Consider the following 25,151-nt stretch of genomic DNA (forward strand, 5'->3'; position numbering starts at 1 on the left):
CATTGGGCATAAAAAAAGCAGCTCCGAGGAGCTGCCTTTTTTGTTGGAGCGGACGACGAGATTCGAACTCGCGACATCCACCTTGGCAAGGTGGTGCTCTACCAGCTGAGCTACGTCCGCACATGTTGTTTGCCATGCAGATGCCTGGCCATCAACAACAAACAAGTTGCCTTGTTCTGGTGGGCGATACTGGGATCGAACCAGTGACCTCTTCCGTGTCAGGGAAGCGCGCTACCGCTGCGCCAATCGCCCGTTTCCGGGTCCTTATGAAAGGAGAGCGGACGACGAGATTCGAACTCGCGACATCCACCTTGGCAAGGTGGTGCTCTACCAGCTGAGCTACGTCCGCACATGTTGCTTGCCATGCAGGTGCCTGGCCATCAACAACAAACAAGTTGCCTTGTTCTGGTGGGCGATACTGGGATCGAACCAGTGACCTCTTCCGTGTCAGGGAAGCGCGCTACCGCTGCGCCAATCGCCCATGCATCCAGCCGTGACTGGAAGACATGGTTTTCACCGAGGTGGGTACGGGATTCGAACCCGTGTATACGGCTTTGCAGGCCGCTGCCTCGCCTCTCGGCCAACCCACCGTGTAAGCAGATTCCGAGGAATTCGTGCCTTGACAGTGCCTTGCGAGCGGACGACGAGATTCGAACTCGCGACATCCACCTTGGCAAGGTGGTGCTCTACCAGCTGAGCTACGTCCGCAGTGCCGTAACGCCGGCCTGCCCAGTAGGCATTCCGTCGCTTTCCGACGAGTAAAAACTCTATAGGAGGTTGCTTGAAACTCCAAATCGGTTGGTTGCTTTGGCTTCTTAAGGGGCTTGGATCCTTGAATTTACACGGTTGGCGGGGAGTTTCACGGCTGTAATTCCAGCCTTGTGATTCGGTCTGGGCAATGTGGCCTGGATGCGTTTTGCATTCCAGCCACGGTGGGCTAGTCTTCTGTATGCACCAGCGAGCTGATGCAGGTTTCACCCGGGCGATTGGCGCAGTGGTAGCGCGCTTCGTTCACACCGAAGAGGTCACTGGTTCGAACCCAGTATCGCCCACCAAAAGAAACCCCCGGACTTCCCGGGGGTTTCTTCGTTTTACGCCCAGGGCGTCGCATCGATCGCTATCGCGCCGGGGATGAGTTTGTCATCGCGTGGGTTACATCGGTCCAAGAGCTAGGAATGCTCCAGCGGGTTCCACGAAACAGATCATGAACCCGGAGTGGGCGAGAAGCTCCGAATGTGACTGCGCTCACTGCTACATTGTTTCCGACGGGGGGCAAAGGGTGCTTCCTGCACGCCGAGGAGTTCCCGTATGAGCCTTCAGATTCCGCGCCCTGGCGACCTACCCACAGCGACAACTGACGAGGACCCGAAGAAAAACCGCAAAGCCCGTACTTCCGTTGGCATCGGCCTCATTGCTGTCGCCGTGATCAGCGCGGCGGCAATGATTTGGCTGTATTCGTTGTATGGGGCTGGGCTAGCCAACCTCAACGACAGCGATAGGTCTGAACAAGCAGTCTTCGTGACCCTCAACATCTTCTACTTCATGGCGCTTGCTGCGGTTGGCATTTGGAATGTCGCTGCCAGGCGTAGCACATCCAAACTGCCGCTCATTGCTGCGCTTGTCTTGTCGTGCCTAGCGCTGACGTTCACTGTTATCAACATCCTTGACTTCGCGACGACCAGCGGCAGGATTCCGAGTCTGTTTATGTTGTTCCTGAATTTGGGTATCTGCGTTCAGACAGTCAGGCTCTTGCTCGTGAAGCCAACGCTGGACCGTTCTGTTGTTTCCCCGTACTAGCTCCATCAAGTAGCAAACAGACAGAGCACCCCAGCAGCCGGATACAGATTTGCGCGCCCTCGTCGCTCTACGATGGACGGATGCCCTGATGAAATCAAGAAGCACCGTTTCCTGACCGTTGAACAAGTCGCTGAGGAACTCAACGTCTCCGCAGTTCAGATACGGGCGCTGTTGAAGGCAGGTGATCTGAGGGGCATTCAGATCGGCGGACGGAATGTTTGGTGCATTGCTGCAAGCGATGTCGAGGACTACATCGCTGAGGCATACGGGCTCACTGCTGAACGGATCGCCGCCGGTGACCCCCGGACTGAGCTGGCTGGTCGCGGACCCATTGAGCATTTCGGCGAGAGGCTTCGCGCCTCGAAGTTCGGGCACAAGATGACGCGGGACATGTATGCGTACCCGAGCCGTGCCCAGAAGCAGCGGCCGAAACGCGAAGTGCTAGGGGAGCAGCCGTGGGAAGACACGGCCTTGTGCTACCGGGATGATGAACATACCCAGCACTCGGACCTGTACCTTTTGTGGCAGCGCGATGTGGGGTTGCGAAACTTTGACCTGTCCAGGGACTATTTCAGCTCGCTGGATGCTGACGAGTTCGAGACAGCACTCCAGCACTCCTTTCCAAGGGCCGCAGCTTCAAACCGGTGGAGTCACTGCCGGCTCTGGACGGCAAGGAGGGCGCATGCATCATGGTCTTCGACGAGTACAAGCACTTCTATATCGGTCAGTCGTGGGACATTAGGAAGCGGATCAAGCAGCATTGGGGTGCCCGTAAACCCTTCGACCGGCTGATCTACGGACGGAGCATGTACAACTCGATCTTCCCAATTGATGAGCTGCGCGCCTTGGACACCACCCGGATCTACGCCGCCCGTAGCCGCAGCCCTTATACATTGGAAGAACGAGCAGAGGCCGCCGCGGACCAGCGCTTTTGCCTGAACCGGTTGATGGGTGTGGAGCCGACACCAATGGCCCGGATGTTGTCCGGGCTCAGCCCCCGCGGCCGCACTCATGGGGTGGTCTCGACATCGTTGACCTATGCGGAATACGAACGTGAACGGGACGCAGTCCACGATGTCATAAGTCGTGGAAGGTCAACGGATGCCCCCCGGGCTGGTCGAGGTGCTCGCACAGATGGACATGAGCATTCATTCAGTCCAGCGGGAAGACGGCACGCAGTTCCTGTGGTCCCGGCGGGACAGTATCGCCAGTGCAGCCAAGCATAGCGACCTGAGCATGAAAGAGTTCGCGGGTTTCCTTGGCGCCATGGGGGAGAAGATTGTCTGGCCAGAGGACTAAAGGTCCTTCTTCGGGCGCAGTTCCTTATCCTTGAAGGTCTTGTACCCGGCGCAACGATCCATGGGGGAAAGCGGCACGTTTCACATCCATCGTCCGAATCGTCCCGTTGGGATTGATGCGTAACGGTAGGGTGAGGCGCATGCGCAGTTATCTGGCTCGTATCGCATTGTCTTGGTTCTGGCCTTCTTCTGCGCTGCCGTAGTTCCGGGTGGAAACCCTGCAGCGGCAGCTCCTGAAGTCAGCACCAATTATCCGGTCTCCGGTGATCTCACCTCCCTTGCATATGACCCCGCCACACGAACTCTTTACGCTGCAGATCTGGGCGGCAACACCGTCTCTGTTCTGAGAGACGGCGTGTTGACGACGAAAGTTGTCCTCGGACAGCACCCAGCCGCAACGGCGCTGGATCCGCGGACTCACTCTGTGTACGTGGTCAATTCGGCCAGCGACTCGGTTTCGATCATCAACGGCACCACGGTAACAGCCACTATCCCTGTGGCCCACCAGCCGATGGGAGTTGCTCTGGACCCTGGCACCGGCAAGGTCTATGTTGCCCACGGAACAACCGGGTTGACCGTCATTGAGGGCGACAAAGTGACCGGCTCGATTCCCGTTACTGGCGGGTACGTGTGGTCGGTTGCTGTGGACACTTCCACTCACACCGTGTATGCGGCCAACTATTCCAACAGCAAGGTCTCGGTCATCAACAATGGAGTGGTCACACAGACCATCCCCACCAAGAGCGGCGGTCCATTGTCGGTCGCGGTAGATTCAGTGACCCACGACGTCTATGTTCCGGGGGTCTTCGCCGGAACCAACTCAGTGATCAACGGGGACCGAGTCGTAAGGACCATCGAGTTTCGACACGTACATGGAGTTTCCGCGCTTCGTGGCTGTCGATTCGTCCACGCACGCTCTGTACGTCACTCACATCGGCCTCGACACCGTGTCAGTCATCCACGGCAGCGCCACAACGAAGACGCTCGACGTCCCGCAACCGGGCACGCCCGTGGTAGATCCAGCAACCCACGCGGTCTATGTGCCTTCCCGGAGCGGATCAGTGTCGGTCATCCGGGATCCATCCAACCGGGATTTCACGGCGGACGGTCGTGCAGATGTGTTGGCAAGGGACACACATGGCGCCCTCTGGTTGTACCCGACCAGCGGCACCGGAGGCTGGCTTGCCCCTGAACGTGTGGGCCAGGGCTGGAACTCCATGACCTCCATCGTGGCAGCCGGCGACTTCAACACCGGCGGACGAGCGGACGTGCTGGCACGAGACGGAGACGGGGCGTTGTGGCTGTACGCGGGGAACGGGTCCGGGGGCTGGCTTCCAAGGGTTCAGGTCGGGCAAGGCTGGCAGTCGATGACTGCCCTTGTCGGCCCGGGTGACTTCGACGGCGACGGCTTCCCCGATGTCCTTGCTCGGGACCCGGCCGGTGTGCTGTGGCTATATCCGGGCAACGGGATCGGCGGCTGGTTTGGCCGCCTTCAAGTCGGGCAAGGCTGGAACGTCATGACAACGATTCTTGGCTGCGGAGACTTCACGGCAGACACAGAACCCGACGTGCTGGCCCGCGACGCGGCAGGCCTGCTGTGGATATACCCTGGAGACGGGTCCGGCGGCTGGAAGCCGCGGGTTCAGGCAGGCCAGGGCTGGAACGCCATGAATACCATCGTCGCGCCGGGCGACTTCAACGGTGACGGCCGGGCCGACCTCCTCGCACGCGACAGCGCGGGAATCCTGGGCTGTATCCTCGCGCCAACGGAAACAGTTGGATGGCACGTGTCCAGGTCGGGCAGGGCTGGTTGGAAGGAGATCGACTTGGCAGGGCCAGGCTGGATCGAGTCGGCAGATGTCGACTCCGGCCGCGAGACCGAAGAGGGCGTCAAGCGCTGGTATGACCGCGCTGTTGCCACGGGGGAGGAACGAGTCCTTGCCTGGACTGCGGACGGTGATCTCCACAGCTACCGTCGGGATGAAATCACGCTCGGCGGGAAGTATGTACCGGTAGTGGAGCCATGGTGTCCATGACAATATTCGCCGGAGTAATTGTCGCTTTGGTTCTCTTGTCGCTGGTCATGTCAGTGGTGTTCTCTGCATCAGACGGTCAATGGGCCCGGCTGTTCCTGCCAGGTAGTTTTGGTCTCTTCGCTGCGCTTCTCGTCTTTTGGGCGCGTCAGGACTGTGACGCCCGGGCACGGCGACGGGAGCGGGGTGTGCCAGAGCCAAAGATGGGAAAGAGGCCAGTCAAGATTGATTTTCGTTGGCCATCGGTGCGGATGCGAGGCCGAAGCGAATCGTCTTTGCCGTGAGAATCAACGGGTGATACGCCTGTCCGGCGCCACCGGCAACAAAGCTGAATGACGAACACAACTGATGAGGGAGTTTGTAATGGGTGCTTGGTCTACAGGTAGTTTCGGAAACGACGATGCTCTTGATTGGTTTGGTGACCTGCAAGAAGCACCTGAGGTGTGGCCGTTCATCGAGGAGACCCTGAGGTCCGGTTCGACCGAAAGTGTCGTCGCTGCCAGTGCTGTATTGGCAGTGCTCAGCGGACACGAACACACTGAAATCGATCGTGATGTCATCCAATGGGCCACTGGTCAGCGGGCTCCGTCGGCTGCCCTGAAACTGGCCGCTGCAGATGCGATCCAGGTCATCATCGACGATCCGGAAGTCGATGGGCACGACGTATGGGCCGAGCTAGGCGAAGACGATGAGGATTACGTCGCTTGGCTGGCCAATTTGCAGCGTATCCAGGGTCTGTTGCGCTAACTGGCTGAACTATGTCAGGTCGGCGGCCAGCCGCGGGCGTGGCCATACTTCTGCCCCGTCGTCCCGGACAGCCCTGAGAGCGCAGCTACTTCGCGCACGCTGCCGCCGGCTTTCAGGGCATCAGAAACAGCCTGTTCCATCGTCAGCTGTGCCTCGGCACGTGCGGCCAGGCCGTCGAATATGCGCTGCGCCTGGGCTTCAGGGACACTGCCCTTCTTGCCAGGGCTCATATGGCGAGTTGGCCGAGGCTCTTGAGGTTGTTTGCGCTGGGGGAGGCGATGGCCTGGCTCACCGAGTCACTGGTGTGTTCGTAGTCGGTCAGGCCGTTCGGCACAACAGTGTGAGCGTAGAACTCCTGCTCAAAGGTCACGATACGGGCGTTGACTGCTTCGAGCTTTACACGCCAGGGGATGCTTGGTTAGCAAAGTACGGGGGTGTAACTGGCTGCCGGAAATCCCGTTTGGTGATGAACCCGATTCTTCCGCAGAGCGGAGCATTCGTGCGGGCACCAGGAAAAACTTCTTTCAATGTGTAACTATCAGTGGAGTCCCGGACAATACAGGGCATGGAGAACGTTCAGCTGGGGGATGACGTCCTGTGGGCGGATACCTTGAAGGGTGACGCCGAGGCGTTTGGTCTTTTGTACGACCGGCACCGTGGTCGCGTTTTTCGTCATGCTTATCGCCTGGCTGGCGGACGGCACGACGCCGAAGACGCCACGGCAACGGCTTTCCTTGAGTTATGGCGCCGCAGGGAACGCGTAAGGCTAGTTGGCGGCTCGATCCTTCCGTGGCTGTTGGTGACGACGACAAACACTGCGAGGAATCTTCAGCGTGCAAGGGTCCGCCATCGAAGGCTTTTGGACGCAATTCCCCGACTCGGTGAGGCCGAAGCGGAACTGGACCCCGCTCTTTCCAACCACGATCAGTCAATGAATGACGAGGTCGCGCAGGCCCTGGCTGTTCTGAAGCCACTGGACCTGAGGCTGATCAGCCTTGTCGTATTCGAAGAGTTGCCCTTGCCGGCTGCAGCTGAGGCAGTTGGGATTTCACCGGGGGCAGCCAAAGTCCGCATGCACCGTGCTCGCCAGAAGCTGAAGGCTGCCCTGCCACGGTCACTTCACCACCTTCACTCGCCGGCATTGAAAGGAGATCCGTCATGAACGACGTTCGCATTGATCCGCTGTTCGACCGGGCGCTCCGTGAAGTACTTCTTGCCCAGGTTCGGACGACCTCAAAACCCCGGGCACAAAAGCGACGGTGGCTGTTGTTCGCGGGCGCCCTGGTTGGCGCAGGAATGCTGGGCGGTGTAGGCGCAACGGCTGCGGGACTCTTTACCCTGCCCGGGGTGCCCACAACGACTGTCCTGTCTTCCCCATCGACTGCCGTTTACAGCGGCACAGCAACAGCTGACCTTGGACCGGCTCCGGATGGGGCAACGGGTATTGAGGTGGAACTAACCTGCCTCACCGTCGGTAAGTTCATTTTCCCTGATGGCGCCATCGTCACCTGCTCTTCGGCCGATCTGGGAACACATGGCGCCTGGTCAAAGTATGTCGTGCCCTTGGATCCTTCTACACAAGGGGTGACCATCATGACCGATTCAGGAAACAGGTGGCAGATCAGCGGCAAGTACATTTCACAGGTTGCCACCGATTGGGAAGTCAACGCAAAAGGTGAGACCTATGGCGTTGAGGTGCCAGGGCGTGGAGACCCGGACTTGCTGGCAGTAATAGCCACTAACGGGGCAAGGGGCTACGCCTACTCGGACCAGATGAAGGGAACTGATCCGCCAAGCCCAGAGGCAGCAGCCAAGAACCTTGCTAATCCTCAGCGGGAAATTCCGGTTTACCTTAGCGATGGCACCACACAAGTAGGAGTGTTTATGGCGCCAGGGTAATAAAAAAGTTTCTGCATTATTTGATAGCCATTCCCGAGCCTTCATTATAGGATACTTAAGTCCTTTCAATATCAATTAGGCGGGGGCAATGGAAAGTTCTGAAATTACCCGTGGTAATCACTCTTCTGCGCGATTCCGTAAGCGTGTGATAGGAATGGTTACAACCTTTATTGTCGCTTTTGCCGTCATGTTTGGCGCCCAATCGGCCTTGGCGTACGGGGCGGTGTACGGCCAAATCAACAACTACTACGTGGCAGGCCACTGGTACGACTCGTATCCCATTATCTATACACAGTCCCAGTCGTATGCGGTGGCCGGCACCATGAGTTCATTCTCCGGTGGGGGCACGTACACTGGGTGGGCTGGAGCCAGGGGTCGTTTGTTTACACAAGATAACTACCTGAGCTGCGAAGGCTTAAATATGTACAATCCCTCTCCAGGGACAGTAGCCAATGCCAATTCGTGCAGTCAGTACCAATCCTATAACTGGTACAGCTGGGGTATTGCCCGAGGATGGACTGGCAGTGGATACAACGACTTCTACACATTCAAGTCGGTTATTCAAGGAAACTGGTAGGGGGAATCATGAAGATTCAGAAAATGTCCAAGCGTGGCTACGTGGTTGCCGTCAGTTTGTGCGCAGTTCTGGGATTGGGAGCTGGCGCATCTGTGGCTACCGCTGCAGGCGGATTAGCTCCCTCCAACCTGGCTTCCGAGACAAAGGCCGCACCGGAGTATCCGAGGAACGCTAACGGCAACACCTACGGGTTCGCCATAGATTCCGTATCACCCGAAACTGAGCCGGATCTCATTGCAGGTCTCACGACCGACGGCAAGCGAGGCTACGTTTCGAAAGCGGAGCTGGACGTCGCCAATGGCACGGCAGCTTCACGAGAGTTCAAGACTCCCGAAGACGCTGTGAAGTGGACGGAAACCGAAGGACGAGCTGACCGGTCGATACCCGTTTACGAAGCTGACGGTAAGACGGTGATCGGAGAGTTCACCGTGTCGGGTTCGGACACGCAAAAGGCCAACCAGGCGCTGACCGAATCCCGTTGAGCTGAATGTAGTTGGGGGCTGGCGGGTGCGGATTTCCTTCCACACCCGCCATTCGTTTGAGCACTCGAGAGGCTGCTGCGTCGTCGAGGTAGCTCAAGGCGCCGTCAGTGAGCATCACCGGCACAGCGCGGCTCGTGTCCCAGACGTAGCTCTGGGATGGCCCGGCTCCAGGCATCCGGCTGGCGCGAAGCCCGGTGGCGTCGTAGGTGAACGATGTCCCGTTCGCGGACTTGAGCCTGTTCGCCTGGTTCCAGGTAGGTTGACGTGCCGATCGTTGGTGCTGGACCGGTGAGGCGGTTGCCCTGGGCGTCATGGGTGATGGCCGTCGTTGTCCCGCCCACTGAGTACTGCGTCGGTTGGTTGGCCGCGTCGTATGCAAGCGACGCGCCCGAGGCAAGCTACGTGGGGTGCCGGTACCTCAAGCGATGCTGGGGAGAGGAGTCGGCCGCGGAGAAGGTCCCGGTAGAAGGTGTTGACGTCCTGCGCCGTGGAGATGACGCCGCCTTCGGGCGAGCCCACAAAACTTCCGGCTGGGTGACATCGATCCGTTCACCGAGGACGACGATGTAGGCATGGATGTTGTCCGCGGCGGCGCGGTCTGGTTCGCTCAGCGAAGTGTGACCAAGTCTCAGAGGACCGAAGATATCTTCCTTCAGAAGATCAGCAACGGGCCGGTCCCTCAGCTTTTCGATCAGCTGGCCCAGAGCCAGGTAGTTGGAGCTCGAGTAAGAATGGCGGCCAACGTTCTTGGCCTCCCAAGAGAGCGTGGCGGTTAATTCGAGTCCTCGTTGGATAGTGAATCGAGTGTTTGCAACCTGCTTCGGTGGAACCTGAGCAAACTCCGAGTCTGCGACATCCGGCATGCCGGAGGTGTGGTTCAGCAACTGGCGCACGGTGATCGGACCAGGCGGGCGGAGTGTGGATTGGAAGCTCTCAAGAACGTTGTTCACCGGGTCCTCGATCCCGATAAGTCCTTGGTCAACGAGTTTCGGGACGGCACCGGCGATCATCGACTTCGTAATACTGGCAACTGATACCCTGTCCTGGGGCTGGGCCGGATCTTTGGTATCCAGGTTTCGCACTCTATAGGCCTTGGACGATTCTCCGTCCGGCCACCTCAACTGCACAACAACGGATGTCGCGCCCCATCCATGAAATGCTGGACTCTGCTTTCCAGGAACTCTGTGGCTGCCTGGGCCGAAGCGGTTGAAGGAGCCGGGCCAGGAGGGTCCGCCCACGGCGACAACCAAAGCCGCGGAGAATGCAGTTGCCCCGAGCCAATAAGAACGCCTCCGCCACCGAGTAGCCAATGCACTCATGACTTACGGCCAGGGTCGTTGGCCAGAATCGTTTCGTGCGGACAGTGCGCGTGAATTCGAAATGAAAGACGATGCCGAGGTTGTGCTGTGCCATGTGGGTTATTCACCAACCATCGCATAGTCGCTGTCAGCAGCATCGTTCTGCTCACGGCAGACCCTGATGGATGTCCTCGAGGGATATTTTTGTCGTGGCGAAACTGCGCACGGCGACACCGGAGTCGACCAATTCCTTCGAAACCGCTGCTTCATCCGTGGAGTCGGAAATGGAAAGTTCGGAGCAGTTCCTGTCCCGAACGGTGACCTGGTAGTTCGGGGACGATGGGATGCTTCCGACAGGCTTGGGCCGGACAACGCGACCGCCGAACTGACTGCATGCCGCCGTCGATTGTGTACTGGTTCTCATCTCCAACGAACGTGCCTACTGATGCCGACAACTGCGGGCGGGACCAACGTGAGTCAGCTGTTTTAGATCGCCATGTGCATTATCTTGTCGTCCCGCGATAATGACGTGCGTTGCTGCAGCGGGGACGAGACCATTTCCGGTTCCCCCGTGAGCGAGTAATTGCTGGTAATACGACCGACGGCCCCCGATCAAATGCCCGCAGGCCCGGTAGGACTGCAGCGCGGAATCGCTCCCCGTTCTCTGGGGATTGAATCACCACGGTCTCGGCTTAGACGATATGAAGTGGGGGCCCGCGTTGTTGATGCCGGCCCGTGGCGGTCTGCGGGCATTATCGCCGGGGGCGGTCCGGCAGCGCCGGCTTTATCTGTTCGGTTGCCACTGAGTGGACGGCGGCGCTTCCGGGCCTGAATCCCCGGCGGTGATGTCCTTTGCCCGGGACGGGCCGGGGCCTTCTGTGTCACAGGTTCCGTGGGTTGCCATTAACGGTGCCCTGGGCCGGATGGCGCATCGGGGGTGCAATGGTAGTGCCACATGTGAAGCTTGGGAGGTCCCGGCTATGTTTGAGCATACTTTCATCGGGCTCGATGTTCACGCGGTTAATATCGTTGGCCACGCGATGAATCCGAGTACCGGTGAAATCAGCACCCACACGATGGTCGCTGAACCACCCGTGGTCCTGGACTGGGTCCGTCGGTTCGAGCCGCCGGTCAAGGTCGTCTACGAATCAGGCCCAACCGGGTTCGTCCTGGCCCGGTTCCTACGTGCGCAGGGCATCGACTGCGTAGTGGCAGCTTCCTCGAAACTGTTGCGAGCTCCCGGTGAAAGAGTCAAAACCGACCGGCGGGACGCCCGGGTGCCCGCCGAGATACTCGCGGTCGGCTCAGTGACCGAGGTCCGGGTCCCTGACCTGGACGAGGAAGCACTCCGGGATCTGTCCCGGCTCCGCTCGGGCACTGCCAAGGATCTCGCACACGTCCGGCAGCACGTGAACGCCATCCTTCTGCGCCACGGCATCCGCTACCCTAAGGACGCCCGGTGGACGAAGGAACACTACCTGTGGCTGCACCGCCAACACTTTGACCAACCGCCGCTGCAGTTCACCTACGAAGCGCATATCGAGCAGGCCGAACTGCTCGCCGGGCATTTGTCCCGGATCGACAAACACATCTCGGCCACCGCCAACGCTTGCCGCTACACCCAGGTCATCAACGCGTTAATGTGTTTGCACGGGATTCAGACAACGACAGCGTTCGGGCTGGCCGTGGAAATCGGCGACTGGACCCGCTTCACCGGATCATCGATCGGCTCTTACCTCGGACTCGTCCCCAGCGAAAATTCCTCCGGCCAATCCCGGCACTTGGGTCCGATCACGAAAGCCGGGAACACGTACGCACGAAAGCTCCTGGTCGAAGCAGCTTGGCAGCACCGACGCCCATATGCCCGGCCCTGCGAACGGCTACTGCGCCAACTTGATCTCGACAGCCTGGCAACCCGGATCCATGCCCTGGAAGGAAACCACCGGCTCCACCACAAATGGGAAAATTTCGATGAACGGCACAAACCGTCCGTCAAGGCCAACACCGCGATCGCCCGCGAACTCGCGGGCTGGTGCTGGTCACTGGCCGCACCGCTCCAGCAACGGAGACCGCATGACCGTGGCCTAAACCGAAACGTGCCCCTCAACCGTGATGGGAAGTGACGTGGCAGCACGCGGAGCCAACCCGGGAAAACGACTATGAGCAGGCGGATCATAACCGCCAACGCTCGACCTTAGACACCTGGCAGAGCTCCAGCCGAACATCGTCATGCGGTAATCAACCCGCGAATATCAGTCTGACACTGCCCGTCGATAACGACTCGCCCGCACTTCCCAACACAACCGACCGGCACAGGATGAGCGGCCCCCGAACAAACCCAGGAGCCGCTCATCCACGCCCTCTTGACACCAGAACCTACATATCAGTCGTTTGCATCTTCGGCGTCCAGGGACCAAACAGCTCCGGCCGCGGCTGAGGTGATCTTTGCGATCTCGGACGGTGCCGACATGGTCCCGGGCAAGCTCATTAAGCCCGCTGGCTGGGCATTCACGTCTGGCGATGCGGCAACCCGGCAGTTCCGTTGCACCGGCACCAGCTTCGACGTCATAGATCCGGTGTTCCATCTGGGTGTCTTCACCACACTTCCAGCGGTTCAAGCCGGATCGAGTCACTTGGGAGCCTCCGCTGGTTGCACAGCCCCTTACCCCACACAGTGTGAAAGAAATATAACAAATTGTTCAAAAGACGTGACTTTGAATCCTTTGTAACGCATCATGGAATCAGCCGATCCCGAGGACGTGAGCGGCACGAACCAGAAGGGAGCGCAGATGACGCGCTTTGTTGATGTAAGCAATATGATCAGCTGGGTCAGAACCCAAGGCCCCGAAACGATCATCGAAGACCTGATTCACTACATGGAAGACGACTTCCGACGCTGGGCGCGGTTCGATAAAACACCACGTGTCGCCAGCCATACCCCATATGGCGTTATAGAACTCATGCCCACCAGCGATCATGAGACCTACGGATTCAAATATGTGAATGGGCACCCGTCGAATCCAGCCCGTGGCTACCAAACTGTGACGGCCTTCGGCGTTCTGGCAGATGTCCACAACGGCTACCCAACGTTCCTTGCCGAAATGACTATCCTTACAGCGCTGCGCACCGCCGCCACGTCCGCCATGGTCGCGAAGGTCCTGGCGCGGCCCGATTCCAGGGTCATGGCCATGATTGGAACCGGCAGCCAGGCTGAATTCCAGGCACTGGCCATGAGGACAGCGTTGGGCGTAGCGAAGCTGCGGGTCTGGGACACCGATCCTGCCGCTGTACACAAGTTCATCCGGAACATGGTTCCGCTTGGATTCGAAATAGACGTCGCTTCCTCTGCTCTGGAAGCGGTTCAGGGCGCCGACGTCATCACGACGTGCACGGCAGACAAAGCCCAGGCCACGATCCTCAGCGTTCAGCACGTTGCTCCTGGCGTCCATCTCAACGCGATCGGTGGAGATTGCCCCGGAAAGACGGAACTGGATCCGTCGATCCTGGAGATCGGTGACGTCTTTGTCGAGTACGAGAGCCAGACGCGGATTGAAGGTGAGATCCAGCAGATGCCGGCCGACTTCGCCGTAACCGAATTCTGGAAGGTCCTCCTCGGTGCCGCACCAGGGCGCACGTCAGAAGATCAAGTCACCATTTTCGATTCCGTCGGGTTCGCGGTGGAAGACTTCTCAGCCCTGCGTTATCTGCGGGACTCCGTGGACGGCACCGAATTCTTTGAAGAAATAGATCTCGTTGCCAATCCGGACGATCCCAAAGACCTGTTCGGTCTTGTCGGTGCCTTATCACCCGTTGGTTAAACGACTAACTCCATCGTCGTCACCTTCCACCAAATATATCCAGATTTGACTCCCGAACCCGGACCAAAATCCCCATTTCCCACGGAGCGCTATGTCTACCTCAATCAAGCCCCGCCTACGTTCTTCCCTACTCCTTTCAGCCGCCACGGTCATCGCCATCTCGATGGTGAGCTGTACCGTTCCCACGGGCGAAGGCGGTGACTCCGGGGCATCCGGAGATCCCATCACGCTCGGTCTATTGGCCCCGCTCACAGGTGTGGCCGCTGCCGATGGCAAGCTCATGGAACAGGGTGCACGACTCGCGGTCGACGAAATCAACGCCAAAGGCGGCATCGATGGCAGGAAGGTTGAACTCAAAGCACTTGACGTACGGGACCAGAAGTCGGATGCGGTCTCGTCCGCTGTGACGCAACTGACCTCACACCCCGATGTTGCGGCAGTGGTCACGGGCTACGCCAGCACGACCAACTTCGAAATCGATCAGCTCGCAGAAGCTGGAATTCCGTACCTGCTCAGCGGCAACAGCGCCCAAACGCAGGACATTATTTCCAAGAACCCCGAGAAGTATCCCGGTGTTTGGTCCCTTGCCCCTTCATACGAGGGCTACAGCACTGGCATTCCTGAACAATTGGATACATGGAACGCCGATGGCACCTTTCCGCTCACTAACCGCCGGGTTTACATTATCTCCAGCGATAATGCGTACTCCAATGGCATAGCTTCCGGGTTGAACAAGAACTTCAAGGCAAAAGGCTGGGACGTCACTGGACCCGACACTGTTCCCTTTGGGGAAGTGGACGACTGGACCACGCAGATTACCAAAATCCGGCAGGTTGATCCGGCTGTGATCATCAACCTCGACTACCTGACTGCAAATGCGTCAAAATTCCTCACTCAATTCCGCCAGAATCCCACGCAGTCATTGGTGTTTTCGCAGTACGCCCCAAGCGTCCCGGAGTTCACCGAGCTCGCAGGGAAGAACGCTGACGGCGTGCTTTATAACCTTCCGTTTGCCCCGTTGCCGGCACTGCCGGAAACCAAGGACATCACCCGGAAGCTGACGGAGGCATACGGAAACGAACCTAGCCTGTACAGCTATGGCCTCTACGAACAGGTCCATTTGTGGGCCGACGCCGTTAAGGAAGTCGGTGATCCCGGGAAACGTAAGGAAGTCGGTGAGGCATTGGGCAAGCTGGACAAACAAACCACGCTTGGTCGTGTCCATTTTGATCCGACAACCCATCTGGCCGTAGCCGGGAGAGACGGTATCCCGATGACGTACTACCAAATCCAAAACGGCAAACGTCTGAACATCGCTCCCGAAGAGTTCGCCGACGGCAAGTTCCACAAGCCCGAGTGGATGAAATGAGGATCGCCAAGTCACCTGGACCCGGCACTTCCAAAGGGCACCTCCTGGAAGTACGACAGGTCAGCCGGCGCTTCGGGGGTTTCGTGGCCGTGGACAACGTCACGCTGAATGTTGACGAGGGGGAGATTTTGGGGATTGCCGGTCCTAATGGGGCGGGAAAAAGTACTCTCTTCAACCTGATCTCCGGGGTGCCGTTCGGCCCGACAGACGGAGAGATTTTCTTTGACGGTGTACGTATTGACAGGCTTTCCGCGCACAGAATCGCTCGTTCGGGAATGCGTCGAACCTTCCAAGCGGAACAGCTGTTCCCTTCGTTGAGTGTTTCCGACAACATCGCCGTGGCCAACCACTACCTCGGAGGGCATCGGCGCACCAAAGGGGACGTGGAAACGGCCTTGGAGACCGTGGGAATCAGCAGGTACAGGGACGAGCGGGCGGCGGATATACCACTGCTGGCAAAAAAGAAGCTGATGATAGCCAGCGCCCTTGTCTCACACCCGCGGCTCCTGATGCTGGATGAACCAGCTGGAGGCCTCAACGATGAAGATCAGGCTGAATTGATCCTGCTTTTGCGGGAACTTCAGAAGGGCGGCCTGACACTGCTGATCATTGAGCATGTACTCAGTCTTATCCGCGATCTGGCCAAACGGATGGTCATCATGTCGTCCGGCGAAGTCCTGGTTGAAGGAACCCCCGACGCGGTTCTTTCGGATCCGCGGGTGATGGAGGCATATCTGGGGAAGGCAGCGGCATGAACACCGATCAGGAGACGGTTGACCCACTGCTCCGCGTCAGTGCCCTGGAGGCCGGATATGGCCGCCTGCCTGTGGTCCGGTCGTTTTCCATCGAGGTCGTCCCGGGTGAGGCTCTGGCCCTCTTGGGCCCCAACGGTCATGGAAAGACGACCGCCCTGCGCGCCATCTCGGGTCTGGGCAGGACCTCTTCAGGTCAGGTTCTCTTCGATGGCAGCGATATCACCGGGATGCCCGCCTACAAGGTAGTCAACCAGGGAATGATGCATGTGCCCCAAGGCAATCAGCTCTTTCCGAGGCTCACCGTCAGGGAGAACCTGGCATTGGCAGGTGGGATCCCGGCGGCCAGGGGTCAGCGGGAGGAGACTCTGGAAATGGTCCAGGGACTCTTTCCCAAGCTCCTGCAACGTCGCGGGCAACTTGTGGGCACGCTATCTGGAGGCGAACGCCAAATGGTGGCCATCGGGATGGGCCTTATGGCCAAGCCCAAGCTTCTTGTGCTGGATGAACCAACTCTCGGGCTGGCACCCAAGATCCGATACGAAATCCTTGACACACTCCACGAAGTCCGCCGACTGGGTCTGTCGTTGATAGTCGCCGACGGCGATATTGAGTTCCTCTTCGAACTCGCGGACCGGTGGCATCTTGTGGAGCTCGGGCGGATCGTCTCCAGCGGAACCACGGACATCAAGCCCAGCCACGAGGAAGTCATGGATATGTACGTCGGCTCCCACCCGTCATCCGCTAACAACAACATTGAGGGAGACAAGCATGTCTGACGCGCTCCTTTCCATCCTGGTCTCAGCCCTCGTGCTCGGGTCGCTGTACTCATTGATGGCCAGCGGACTGTCCCTCATCTGGTCCACGTTGGGGGTCTTCAACTACGCTCACGGCGCGCTCCTGCTTCTGGGCGCGTACCTCATCTGGACGTTCTCAGAAAAGGTGGGGCTCCCGGTACTCCTCGCTTTCGCCGCTGCGATTCCCTTGCTGGCCTTGCTGGGTATGCTCCTGGACCTCGTAGCGGTCCGGCCGTTCATCAGCAGGCCAAACGGAACTCTCTTGGTCATGGTTTCGACCCTCGCCATCGCCAACGCAGTCGAGGGCGCAGCACAACTAATCTGGGGACCGCAGAACAAGCAGATAAAGTCCGTGAGCGCCTCAACATTTGCCCTGGGCGACGTAAGAATCGCAAGCTCTACCCTCATTGCCCTGGCTCTGGCATTAGTTCTGGTCATAGGACTGATCACGTTGCTGCGCAAGACGAAGTGGGGGATGGCCGTCCGGGCCGTGGAACAGAACCGGGACATGGCAATGCTCGTCGGAATCAGGCCCGTGCGCATATACGCCAGCGTATTTGCGGTGGCATCAATTCTGGCCTGCGCCGCTGCCTTCGTCTACGGAACGACCACCACCATTACGCCCACAAAAGGTTTCGAACCCCTGCTGACTGCCTTTGTCGTCCTGGTCTTTGGTGGGTCGGCCACTTTGTGGGGCACCTTGGTCGGCGCCTTCACAATAGGCCTGTTGGAGGCGGGCACAACGTACTGGCTCGGTCTCCAATGGAGCCCTGTAGCTGTCTTCCTCGTCCTGGTCCTCATTATGCTGGTCCGCCCCCAAGGTCTAGTGAAAGGACGTTCGTGATGAACCGTCTTGGATCCCTCAAGCGCTTCGCGACGTGGCCATTGCTCTTGCTTGCCGCCGCCTTGCTGCCATATGTCGTCATCAGCGGCTCTGCACGCCTGCTGGCCGCCACAGCGCTCATTTACGCCCTGCTCGCCGCCAGCTGGAACCTGACGCTGGGTATCGGCGGCATCTTCAACTTCGCCCACGTTGGCTTCTTCGGTGTCGGTGGCTACACGATGGCCGTTGCCACAGTGACATGGGATATGAATCCGTGGCTTGGGCTCATACTGGCAACCGCTGCGGGCGGGCTGGCCGGTGCACTGGCCTACATCCCCGTGATACGCATGCGAGGCATATATATCGCACTGATCACCTTCGTCTTCGTGCAGCTCTGCTACTACCTCGTGTTGGCTATTCCCGGAATCACCGGCGGATCCAGTGGGCTGACAGGCGTACCTGCACTGAGCGTAGGAGATTTTTCCTTCGCAAAGTACTCGGGATTGGGCTACTTATGGTTGCTCGGCGGGGCAGTGGTCCTGCTCCTGGTTCTGCTCCGGACCACCCTCCGCAGCCCGTTCGGCAAGAGCCTCATCGCGCTGCGCGACAATGAAAACCTTGCCGTGAGCCGCGGAATGAACCGCATAAGGCAGCATCTCCTGGCCTTCATCCTCAGCGGAGCAGTTGCCGGCGTCACAGGAGCCCTTTATGTTGCATACTTCCGTGTTGCGGACGTCACACTCTTCAGTTTCGGATTCGTCACCCTTGGCTTGAGCATGATCTTCCTGGGCGGTACCGGCCACATCTGGGGTCCGGTCCTGGGGGCACTTGTAGTCACAGTCATCGACCGCCAACTCACGGACCTTGGGCCTGCGCGTGCGATCATCATCGGCGTTGGAACCCTTCTGGTTCTTATTTTCCTTCCACGCGGCATCTCCGGGCTCCTTGAAGACGTATGGACCAGAGCGCGGAGGCTACTTCCGGGAAACCCGAACAAATCCGCCCATAGAGCACTCCAAAAACCCGCAAACCAGACTATGGAAGTCGAGGAGAGCACGCATGTCCATTGATGCCACTGCCCGAGCAGAGCAGAACCAGCGAAAGGCGGTCCTGGACGCTGTGGATCGTCTCGCACCCAGGATCGTGCAGTCCGTCGCCGACGCAGTCAGGATCCCGAGCATAAACCCCAAGTATGCCGGTCAGGACTACCAGAAGCTCGTGGGCGGTGAGGGTGAGGTGAGCGCGCTCATGAACGATCTCCATCGCGAAGCAGGAGCCTCTACGGAACTCGTCACAGTTGAGAAAGGCCGGGACAATGCTTGCGGACGGATTGCCGGAACGGGCGGTGGCCGCTCGCTGCTGCTCAACGGGCATGTCGATGTTGTGCCGCCCAACCGGGAAGGTCTTTGGGACCACGCGCCGTTCTCCGGGTTGATTACCGATGACGCGGTTCATGGCAGGGGCGCTACGGATAACAAAGCCGGCACTGTCGCCACGGCATATGCCGCCATCGCATTAGCCACCGCAGGTATCCGGCTCAAAGGAGATCTCGTACTGCAGGCGGTCGTCGGAGAAGAAGTCGGTGACCACCTCTCGGGTACAACGGCAGCGTTACAGGCAGGATACGGGGCCGAAGCCGCAATCGTCTGCGAACCGTCGAACTTCTCTGACGCAGCCCCCAATCTGGTTCCCACCACGCCGGGCCTGTTGTGGTTCTCGCTGTCCCTTGTCGGCAAAGCTGCGCACTCCGGACTGCGGGGTCTTACCATTCACCCAACCCTTGAAGGTGAAGCCTTGGGCGTCAATACCATCGATAAGTTCTGGATCATTTATCACGCCCTACGGCAATTGGAAGATACGTGGGCGCGGCGTGACAGGCACCCACTGTTCCAGCCGGGCTACTTCAATCTCTTGCCCGGGGTGATCCGTGGAAACCCCGAGGGCGTCCTTGTCCCGTTCTTCCTTGCGGACACACTCACAGTCGAATACTGCGTCTACCATCATCCTGAGCGAAGCAACGACGAAGTCATCGACGAGATTGAACGAACCGTGCGTCAGGCCTGTGCCAACGATCCTTGGCTGAGCACCCACCGTCCTGAATTCGACTGGAAGCTCCTATGGCCGCCGTACACCACACCGGCCAGCCATGAACTTGTCCCGGCGGTCATGAAGGCCCACAGTGATGCCGTCGGCGGGTTTGACCTGGCCACACCTCCCAAACAAGAGGGATTCCTCGGTGTCTGTGATCTCACATGGATGGACGCCCAAGGTATCGACGGGCTCGTTTACGGTCCGGGCGTTGGCCGAACCGCGCACGCGGAAAACGAGTACGTGCCAATCCACCAGATCATCACCGCAGTAAAGACGTACGCCCTATCTGCAATGGACTATTGCGGCGTCTCAGGTACTGAATCCAGCATCAATCCACCTACGACCGGCCGGAGGCTCCCGTGAACACCCCCGATATATTCGTTGCTACCTGCGATCTCGCTGGACAGGTCAAAGGACGAGGCGCACCCGGCGAAGCCTACGGTTCTGTCCTTCGCTCCGGACTGGGCTGGGTGCCGGCCAACCTTGGCATTTCGGCTTTCGGCAGCATTGCGCCAGGCAGCGCCTTCGGTTCAACCGGCGACCTGCGCCTTATGCCGGACGAGGCTACGGAAATCACCGTTGCGGATGTCCCCAATGAGGCTGGACTCAGGATTCTGCTCGCCGACCAAACACAACCTGACGGAACCGACTGGGAGTGCTGTCCCAGGACCTTCCTGCGCCGGGCCATCAGCGACTTTCGAGAGCAAACGGGCCTGCGCGTAATCGCCACTTTCGAACACGAGTTCGTTGTGGAGGGCCTGCCTCAATCGGCTCCGTTTTCCTTGCGCAGGCACCTCGACGCCGATCCGTTCGGAATGGACCTGGTGCGTCGCTTGACGGACTGTGGTCTCGCACCGGAGAACTGGTTGCCTGAATACGGGGCGAACCAGTTTGAAATCACGGTGGAACCGAGCGACCCGCTCACTGCAGCAGACAGGGCGGTGCTCTTGCGCGAATTGGTCCGCGATTTGGCAATCCGACGCGGCCTCAGGGCTTCCTTCGCACCACTTCAGGAACCAGGCGGTACCGGTACCGGCGTCCATGTCCACATCAGTTTGGTGGACGACGGCGGTAAGCCGGTTCTGTTCGACGCGACCCGTCCGGGCCGTCTTTCCGACGTTGGACACAGATTCAGTGCAGGAATCCTGCGTCACGCCGAAGCGCTGACGGCCCTGACAGCACCAAGCCCGGTTTCCTTCATGCGCCTGGCCCCGGATCGATGGAGCGTAGGGGGAATATTTCTGGCGGAACGAAACAGGGAGGCTCTTCTACGAATTTGTCCGACCAGTTCGGCAGGTGGATCTGCTCCGGACCACCAATTCAACCTTGAGTACAGGGCAGCCGATGCAACCGCCAACCCGTGGCTCGCGCTTGGTGTCCTGCTCCGGGCTGGCTTGGCCGGAATCGTAGGCGGTGACGAGTACCCCAAACCCGACATTTTTCCAGAAACGGCAGGCCCCGCTGAATTGAAGGACGTACCTCAACTGCCTCGTACACTCGAGGACGCACTCCTGGCATTGGAAAAGGACCAGGCTGTGACTTCCTGGTTCCATCCTGATCTGTTGGCAACCTATTTGGGGGTCAAGCGGCATGAACTCGCTCATGTGGCCACACTCGACGATGCTGCCCGAATCAAAGCGGTATCTGATGTCTACTAATTCCGTAGAAGCTCTCCTGACCACCATTGAGGAAATCCCCTTGGTGGACCACCATGTCCATGGAGCGTTGAAGGATGACGTTGACCGGTCCTCGCTGGAAGAACTGCTGACGGAGTCGGACAGGCCCATTCCTCAATGGATGACGCAATTCGATTCGCAGTTGGGATTCGCGGTTCGTCGGTGGTGTGCGCCGTTGCTGGGCCTTCCTGCACATGCGAGCGCCGATGCGTACTTTGAACGGCGTGTGGAGCTCGGGACGCCGGAAGTAACCTCACGCCTGCTCAAGTCTGCGGGGATAGGCCATTTCCTGATCGAAACCGGATTCCGCGGTGATCAAATCCACGGCCTTTCGGGGATGGAGAGCATCAGCTCAGCCACGGTGGGCGAGGTCGTCAGACTCGAATCCATAGCGGAGTCCCTGGCCTGGGAAGGCGTGTCAGCCGCCGATTTTGCTAGCGCCTATACGGCCCGGCTAGCGCTGGCAACGGAGAACGCGGTGGGAGTCAAGAGCATCATCGCCTACCGGCATGGGTTCGACTTTGATCCAATCCGGCCGTCCAAAGAAGAAGTGGCCAAGGAGGCTGCTTCCTGGCTCCGTCTGGTAGCAGCCGGCTACTCGCTCCGTGTTTCGGATCCTGTGCTTTTGCGCTTCTTTCTCTGGTCGGGCGTCGACCGTGGTCTTCCCATTCAAATGCACACCGGATACGGCGATCCTGACTTGCGTCTGGAGGCCTGCGACCCGTTGCTGCTGGTTCCTTGGTTGAAGCTGATTGAATCATTGAAGGTGGACGTACTCCTTCTTCACTGCTATCCGTTCCATCGTCACGCGGGCTACCTTGCGCAGATATTTCCGCACGTTTACTTCGATGTGGGGCTTGGGACCAACTACACAGGCGTTCAGTCTCTGGAACTGATCAAGGAGTCTTTCGAGTTGGCACCGTTCTCCAAGATCCTGTTTTCAACGGATGCATGGGGACCTCCGGAACTCCATTACCTCGGGGCGCGACTATGGCGCGAAGGAATGGGCAAGGTCCTGGGGGCTTGGGTTCGGGATGGGGACTGGGCTGAGGAGGATGCCATTCGAGTAGTTCACATGGTCGGAAGGGATAACGCGGTGCGCGTCTATGAGCTGGGGGAGAAGTGAACTCTGAACTATTTGAGGTGCTCAGGAGACGCATTGACCAGGAGATTCCGCGTGCAATAGAACTGCGCCACAAATTGCATAGCATGCCGGATCTATCCGGTTCCGAGGGGCCGACCCTTGATCTGGTCTTGAACGCATTGCCAGGCGATCTGCAAACCAGGTTTGTGGCTGAAACGGGGGCAGTACTGCGAATCGGCGGGCCCGGCAAGGCAATCGCCATCCGGGCTGAGCTGGATGCGCTGCCGGCCATGGAAGATTCCGAAGTCGCTTGGGCTTCCCAAAGACCGGGTGTCATGCACGCCTGTGGGCATGATATCCATCTGGCTGCCGTCGTTGCCTTGGCCAGGGCTGTCCACTCAACGCCGGGCGCAGCTCCCATGGCACTGGTCTTGCAACCGAGGGAAGAAACGTACCCGTCCGGGGCAAAGGATATCTGCGCAACAGGGATACTCGCGGAGCAAGACGTGCGCGCCACAGTCGCCGCCCATGTTCAGCCGCTGCTACCCGGAGGGACAGTGGCGTGCACGCCGGGGGCCGTGAATGCCTCATCGGACGAGTTCATCATCAACATTAATGGAAGGGGCGGCCACGCTGCCTACCCGCACATTGCAGCGGATCCTGTCCTGGCGCTATCCCACGTTGTGGTCTCTTTGCAAAACATCGTGAGCCGGAACGTGGATCCCATGGACTCGGTCGTGCTCACCATTGCTACCCTTCAGGCTGGTACCGCGGCCAATGTCATACCGGGTACCGCCGCCGCCCGGGGAACTGTCCGCACCATGGCCACCCCAGTGAGGGAGGAAGTTCTGCGGCGTCTTGCCGAGACGGTGCACCTGGTTGCAGCTGCGCACGGCTGCGGCGGCGAAGTCAGCGTCACCCAGGGCGAACCCGTCCTGGAAAATGATGCGAACATCGTGAAGGCGACTGCCCCTCTACTGCTGGCTCTGGGCTTGGAAGTGGACAGCAATCTCAGGTCGGCAGGCTCCGACGATTTTTCGTATTTTTCGGAAAGGATGCCTTCATTGATGATGTTCGTAGGTACCAGCGGAAGCGCAGAACGGCTGCACTCAAGCACTTTCGTGCCCGATGACTCTCACGTTCGTGATGTAGCGCATGCGCTGCTGGCTGGATACGTTGGCGCCGCCAGGACGTTGCTGCCCGCCCACGAGCTGCCCCTGGTCGCTGCCCCAACAAGCTGACGGCAGGCCAGGCTCAAGCCGTTCAGCGTTTCCTGATTGAATGGGGATAAAAAGCGGCGGACGCCACAACTCGCTTGCAGCTTTGCCGTCTATGCAAGAAAGGAACGCCGTGACGCAGTCCGGACATTTTGAACAGTCTGAGAACCAATCTGCCCGGTTGACCCTGGCGGACCGAATCCGTCAAATTCAGGGTTCGCTTTCCCCGGCGGAGCACAAGCTGTCCCGCGTGTTCCTCGCCAACTACCCGACGGCAGGGCTGGAATCCACAATTGAATTTGCCAAGAAGGGAAACGTCAGTGCACCCACCGTGCTCAGGTTCGTCAGCAGATTGGGTTTCAACAAGTACCGGGACTTCCAGGATGCCCTACGTGAAGAAGTGCAGGCGCGGAGGGCATCCCCGCTGACCCTCCAAGGCAAAATACGAGTTGATTCAGCGGCTCCAGAATTGGCTCAGTCAGTGGCAGAGACGGCGGTGGAGGGCATCGAGAGCACGGTCGCCTCCCTTCCGGAGCATGAATTCGACCGTGCCGTGGCGCTTCTATGCAATACGTCACTGGACATTACTTCGATCGGCGGCAGGTTCTCCCACCTCCTGGCCACGTACTTGGACTTGCACCTTCGCCTGATGCGGCCCAACACCGTGGTGCACGCCCAGCATCCGAACAATGACTCCACGTTCATAGCTGACCTCAGCAAACGCGATGTCTGCGTCTTCTTTGATTTTCGCCGCTACCAGAAAGACACCGTTGACCTGGCAAAGGCGGCCCGTGAGAAGGGGGCGAAGATTATCCTCATCACGGACCCCTGGCTCTCTCCGGTTTCATTTGTCGCGGACGTCGTGCTGCCGGCACGGGTGGAGGCAGCTGGTTCGTTCGACAGCATCGTGCCGGCAACGGTGTTGGTGGAAGCCCTCATCGCAGCGGTCCACGTCAAACTTGGGCCCGCGGCCGACGACCGCATGCGGACTTTGGAAGCCAGCTATGGCACCGTGCTGGCCGATTAAGCCTCAATGCAAGGTTCTATTGGACGCCGGAATTGAAGTCTTCAAGCATTGAAACTCGCAGCACCCATATCGAACACCCCGTCATCCTTGTCGGTCTTTTTTCAACCGGCTTAAGCCGGTTGGCCCAACAAGTATCCGCTTCGATGTCCGGACGCTCAAGAGGAGGCGCTCGGCGAGGCCGAGTCATAAGTGAATTCAGAGCTGGCGTCGTCCACAAGCCCCTGGGGGAGGCTTTCGAGGACAGGAACGACGGCAGGATGTTGGGTCCAGGTTTATATTGAGGATCGACTACAGGTGGTCAAATACAAGGGGGACATGGTCGCCCAAGCCCACCGTGAACTGCAAAACCTTGGACCCGAAGCGCAT

The 25,151-nt window shown here is 59.0% G+C and carries 24 protein-coding genes, 7 tRNA genes and 1 pseudogene; 22 read left to right on the forward strand and 10 right to left on the reverse strand.

What is annotated here, in order from left to right:
• Positions 1-44 precede the first annotated feature (44 nt).
• The 6 genes from LDN75_RS08950 to LDN75_RS08975 all read right to left on the reverse strand — a co-directional run bounded on the left by LDN75_RS08950 (position 45) and on the right by LDN75_RS08975 (position 708).
• Positions 45-120 (reverse strand) — tRNA-Gly (locus LDN75_RS08950).
• 57 nt (positions 121-177) lie between these two features.
• Positions 178-252, reverse strand: a tRNA-Val gene (locus tag LDN75_RS08955).
• A gap of 24 nt (positions 253-276) precedes the next feature.
• Positions 277-349, reverse strand: a tRNA-Gly gene (locus tag LDN75_RS08960).
• Between the two features lie 57 nt (positions 350-406).
• A tRNA-Val gene (locus tag LDN75_RS08965) sits at positions 407-481 on the reverse strand.
• A 38-nt stretch (positions 482-519) separates the two neighbouring features.
• Positions 520-590 (reverse strand) — tRNA-Cys (locus LDN75_RS08970).
• Between the two features lie 45 nt (positions 591-635).
• A tRNA-Gly gene (locus tag LDN75_RS08975) sits at positions 636-708 on the reverse strand.
• Positions 709-980: 272 nt separating this feature from the next.
• Between LDN75_RS08975 and LDN75_RS08980 the strand changes: the two genes are divergently transcribed.
• The 6 genes and pseudogenes from LDN75_RS08980 (at position 981) to LDN75_RS09010 (ending at position 5,875) form a co-directional block, all read left to right on the forward strand.
• Positions 981-1,055: transfer RNA gene (locus LDN75_RS08980), tRNA-Val, on the forward strand.
• 253 nt (positions 1,056-1,308) lie between these two features.
• Positions 1,309-1,797, forward strand: coding sequence for a hypothetical protein (locus LDN75_RS08985; RefSeq protein WP_223936938.1), 489 nt, complete (start codon positions 1,309-1,311; stop codon positions 1,795-1,797).
• Between the two features lie 72 nt (positions 1,798-1,869).
• Positions 1,870-2,097 (forward strand): annotated as a pseudogene (locus LDN75_RS08990) (helix-turn-helix domain-containing protein); the annotation flags it as partial.
• An 801-nt stretch (positions 2,098-2,898) separates the two neighbouring features.
• Positions 2,899-3,096, forward strand: coding sequence for a hypothetical protein (locus LDN75_RS08995; RefSeq protein WP_223936940.1), 198 nt, complete (start codon positions 2,899-2,901; stop codon positions 3,094-3,096).
• Positions 3,097-3,985: 889 nt separating this feature from the next.
• Positions 3,986-5,131 (forward strand): FG-GAP-like repeat-containing protein, encoded by a 1,146-nt coding sequence (locus LDN75_RS09005; RefSeq protein ID WP_223936942.1) that lies wholly within the window; start codon positions 3,986-3,988, stop codon positions 5,129-5,131.
• Positions 5,132-5,491: 360 nt separating this feature from the next.
• Positions 5,492-5,875, forward strand: a complete 384-nt coding sequence (locus LDN75_RS09010) for a DUF4259 domain-containing protein (RefSeq protein ID WP_223936944.1) — start codon at positions 5,492-5,494, stop codon at positions 5,873-5,875.
• A gap of 14 nt (positions 5,876-5,889) precedes the next feature.
• Here the strand turns inward: LDN75_RS09010 and LDN75_RS09015 are convergent, their stop codons facing one another.
• Together LDN75_RS09015 and LDN75_RS09020 are read right to left on the reverse strand one after the other, a co-directional pair.
• Positions 5,890-6,105, reverse strand: coding sequence for a hypothetical protein (locus LDN75_RS09015; protein WP_223936946.1), 216 nt, complete (start codon positions 6,103-6,105; stop codon positions 5,890-5,892).
• Positions 6,102-6,245 (reverse strand): hypothetical protein, encoded by a 144-nt coding sequence (locus LDN75_RS09020; RefSeq protein WP_223936954.1) that lies wholly within the window; start codon positions 6,243-6,245, stop codon positions 6,102-6,104. The genes LDN75_RS09015 and LDN75_RS09020 overlap by 4 nt, the downstream gene beginning before the upstream one ends.
• Positions 6,246-6,440: 195 nt before the next feature.
• Here LDN75_RS09020 and LDN75_RS09025 point away from each other — a divergent pair, with 195 nt between their 5' ends.
• The 4 genes from LDN75_RS09025 to LDN75_RS09040 all read left to right on the forward strand — a co-directional run bounded on the left by LDN75_RS09025 (position 6,441) and on the right by LDN75_RS09040 (position 8,833).
• Positions 6,441-7,037 (forward strand): sigma-70 family RNA polymerase sigma factor, encoded by a 597-nt coding sequence (locus LDN75_RS09025; protein WP_223936956.1) that lies wholly within the window; start codon positions 6,441-6,443, stop codon positions 7,035-7,037.
• Positions 7,034-7,774 carry a peptidase M56 family protein gene (locus LDN75_RS09030; RefSeq protein ID WP_223936958.1) on the forward strand — a complete coding sequence of 247 codons (741 nt, stop codon included), beginning with the start codon at positions 7,034-7,036 and terminating at the stop codon, positions 7,772-7,774. The genes LDN75_RS09025 and LDN75_RS09030 overlap by 4 nt, the downstream gene beginning before the upstream one ends.
• An 88-nt stretch (positions 7,775-7,862) precedes the next feature.
• A complete protein-coding gene (locus tag LDN75_RS09035) occupies positions 7,863-8,351 on the forward strand; it encodes a hypothetical protein (RefSeq protein ID WP_223936959.1) in 489 nt (162 codons plus the stop codon).
• A gap of 8 nt (positions 8,352-8,359) precedes the next feature.
• Complete coding sequence (locus LDN75_RS09040) at positions 8,360-8,833, forward strand: hypothetical protein (protein WP_223936961.1); 474 nt, start codon at positions 8,360-8,362, stop codon at positions 8,831-8,833.
• Positions 8,834-9,231: 398 nt separating this feature from the next.
• Here LDN75_RS09040 and LDN75_RS09045 read toward each other — a convergent pair whose 3' ends face one another.
• On the reverse strand, positions 9,232-9,915 hold the full coding sequence (locus LDN75_RS09045) for a serine hydrolase (RefSeq protein ID WP_263422354.1): 684 nt from the start codon (positions 9,913-9,915) through the stop codon (positions 9,232-9,234).
• 382 nt (positions 9,916-10,297) lie between these two features.
• Positions 10,298-10,555: a DUF4162 domain-containing protein gene (locus LDN75_RS09050; protein ID WP_223936965.1), complete on the reverse strand. Its 258-nt coding sequence runs from the start codon at positions 10,553-10,555 to the stop codon at positions 10,298-10,300.
• Between the two features lie 556 nt (positions 10,556-11,111).
• Between LDN75_RS09050 and LDN75_RS09055 the strand changes: the two genes are divergently transcribed.
• The 12 genes from LDN75_RS09055 (at position 11,112) to LDN75_RS09110 (ending at position 24,785) form a co-directional block, all read left to right on the forward strand.
• A complete protein-coding gene (locus tag LDN75_RS09055; protein WP_223936967.1) occupies positions 11,112-12,254 on the forward strand; it encodes an IS110 family transposase in 1,143 nt (380 codons plus the stop codon).
• A 666-nt stretch (positions 12,255-12,920) separates the two neighbouring features.
• A complete protein-coding gene (locus tag LDN75_RS09060; protein WP_223937533.1) occupies positions 12,921-13,949 on the forward strand; it encodes an ornithine cyclodeaminase in 1,029 nt (342 codons plus the stop codon).
• A gap of 91 nt (positions 13,950-14,040) precedes the next feature.
• Positions 14,041-15,318: an ABC transporter substrate-binding protein gene (locus tag LDN75_RS09065; RefSeq protein ID WP_223936968.1), complete on the forward strand. Its 1,278-nt coding sequence runs from the start codon at positions 14,041-14,043 to the stop codon at positions 15,316-15,318.
• Positions 15,315-16,073 carry an ABC transporter ATP-binding protein gene (locus LDN75_RS09070; protein WP_223936969.1) on the forward strand — a complete coding sequence of 253 codons (759 nt, stop codon included), beginning with the start codon at positions 15,315-15,317 and terminating at the stop codon, positions 16,071-16,073. Before LDN75_RS09065 ends, LDN75_RS09070 begins: the two co-directional genes overlap by 4 nt.
• Positions 16,070-16,849: an ABC transporter ATP-binding protein gene (locus LDN75_RS09075; protein ID WP_223936970.1), complete on the forward strand. Its 780-nt coding sequence runs from the start codon at positions 16,070-16,072 to the stop codon at positions 16,847-16,849. The genes LDN75_RS09070 and LDN75_RS09075 overlap by 4 nt, the downstream gene beginning before the upstream one ends.
• Positions 16,842-17,711: a branched-chain amino acid ABC transporter permease gene (locus LDN75_RS09080; RefSeq protein ID WP_223936971.1), complete on the forward strand. Its 870-nt coding sequence runs from the start codon at positions 16,842-16,844 to the stop codon at positions 17,709-17,711. Before LDN75_RS09075 ends, LDN75_RS09080 begins: the two co-directional genes overlap by 8 nt.
• Positions 17,711-18,760 (forward strand): branched-chain amino acid ABC transporter permease, encoded by a 1,050-nt coding sequence (locus tag LDN75_RS09085; RefSeq protein WP_223936972.1) that lies wholly within the window; start codon positions 17,711-17,713, stop codon positions 18,758-18,760. Before LDN75_RS09080 ends, LDN75_RS09085 begins: the two co-directional genes overlap by 1 nt.
• Positions 18,750-20,144 carry an ArgE/DapE family deacylase gene (locus LDN75_RS09090; protein ID WP_223936973.1) on the forward strand — a complete coding sequence of 465 codons (1,395 nt, stop codon included), beginning with the start codon at positions 18,750-18,752 and terminating at the stop codon, positions 20,142-20,144. The genes LDN75_RS09085 and LDN75_RS09090 overlap by 11 nt, the downstream gene beginning before the upstream one ends.
• Positions 20,141-21,439, forward strand: coding sequence for a glutamine synthetase family protein (locus LDN75_RS09095; protein ID WP_223936974.1), 1,299 nt, complete (start codon positions 20,141-20,143; stop codon positions 21,437-21,439). The genes LDN75_RS09090 and LDN75_RS09095 overlap by 4 nt, the downstream gene beginning before the upstream one ends.
• Positions 21,429-22,583, forward strand: a complete 1,155-nt coding sequence (locus LDN75_RS09100) for an amidohydrolase family protein (RefSeq protein ID WP_223936975.1) — start codon at positions 21,429-21,431, stop codon at positions 22,581-22,583. The genes LDN75_RS09095 and LDN75_RS09100 overlap by 11 nt, the downstream gene beginning before the upstream one ends.
• 17 nt (positions 22,584-22,600) lie before the next feature.
• Positions 22,601-23,782 (forward strand): amidohydrolase, encoded by a 1,182-nt coding sequence (locus tag LDN75_RS09105; RefSeq protein ID WP_223937534.1) that lies wholly within the window; start codon positions 22,601-22,603, stop codon positions 23,780-23,782.
• 109 nt (positions 23,783-23,891) lie between these two features.
• Positions 23,892-24,785: a MurR/RpiR family transcriptional regulator gene (locus LDN75_RS09110; RefSeq protein WP_223936976.1), complete on the forward strand. Its 894-nt coding sequence runs from the start codon at positions 23,892-23,894 to the stop codon at positions 24,783-24,785.
• Positions 24,786-25,151: the final 366 nt, after the last annotated feature.

Origin of the sequence: Arthrobacter sp. StoSoilB5 (genome assembly GCF_019977235.1) — a bacterium.
GTDB lineage: Bacteria > Actinomycetota > Actinomycetes > Actinomycetales > Micrococcaceae > Arthrobacter.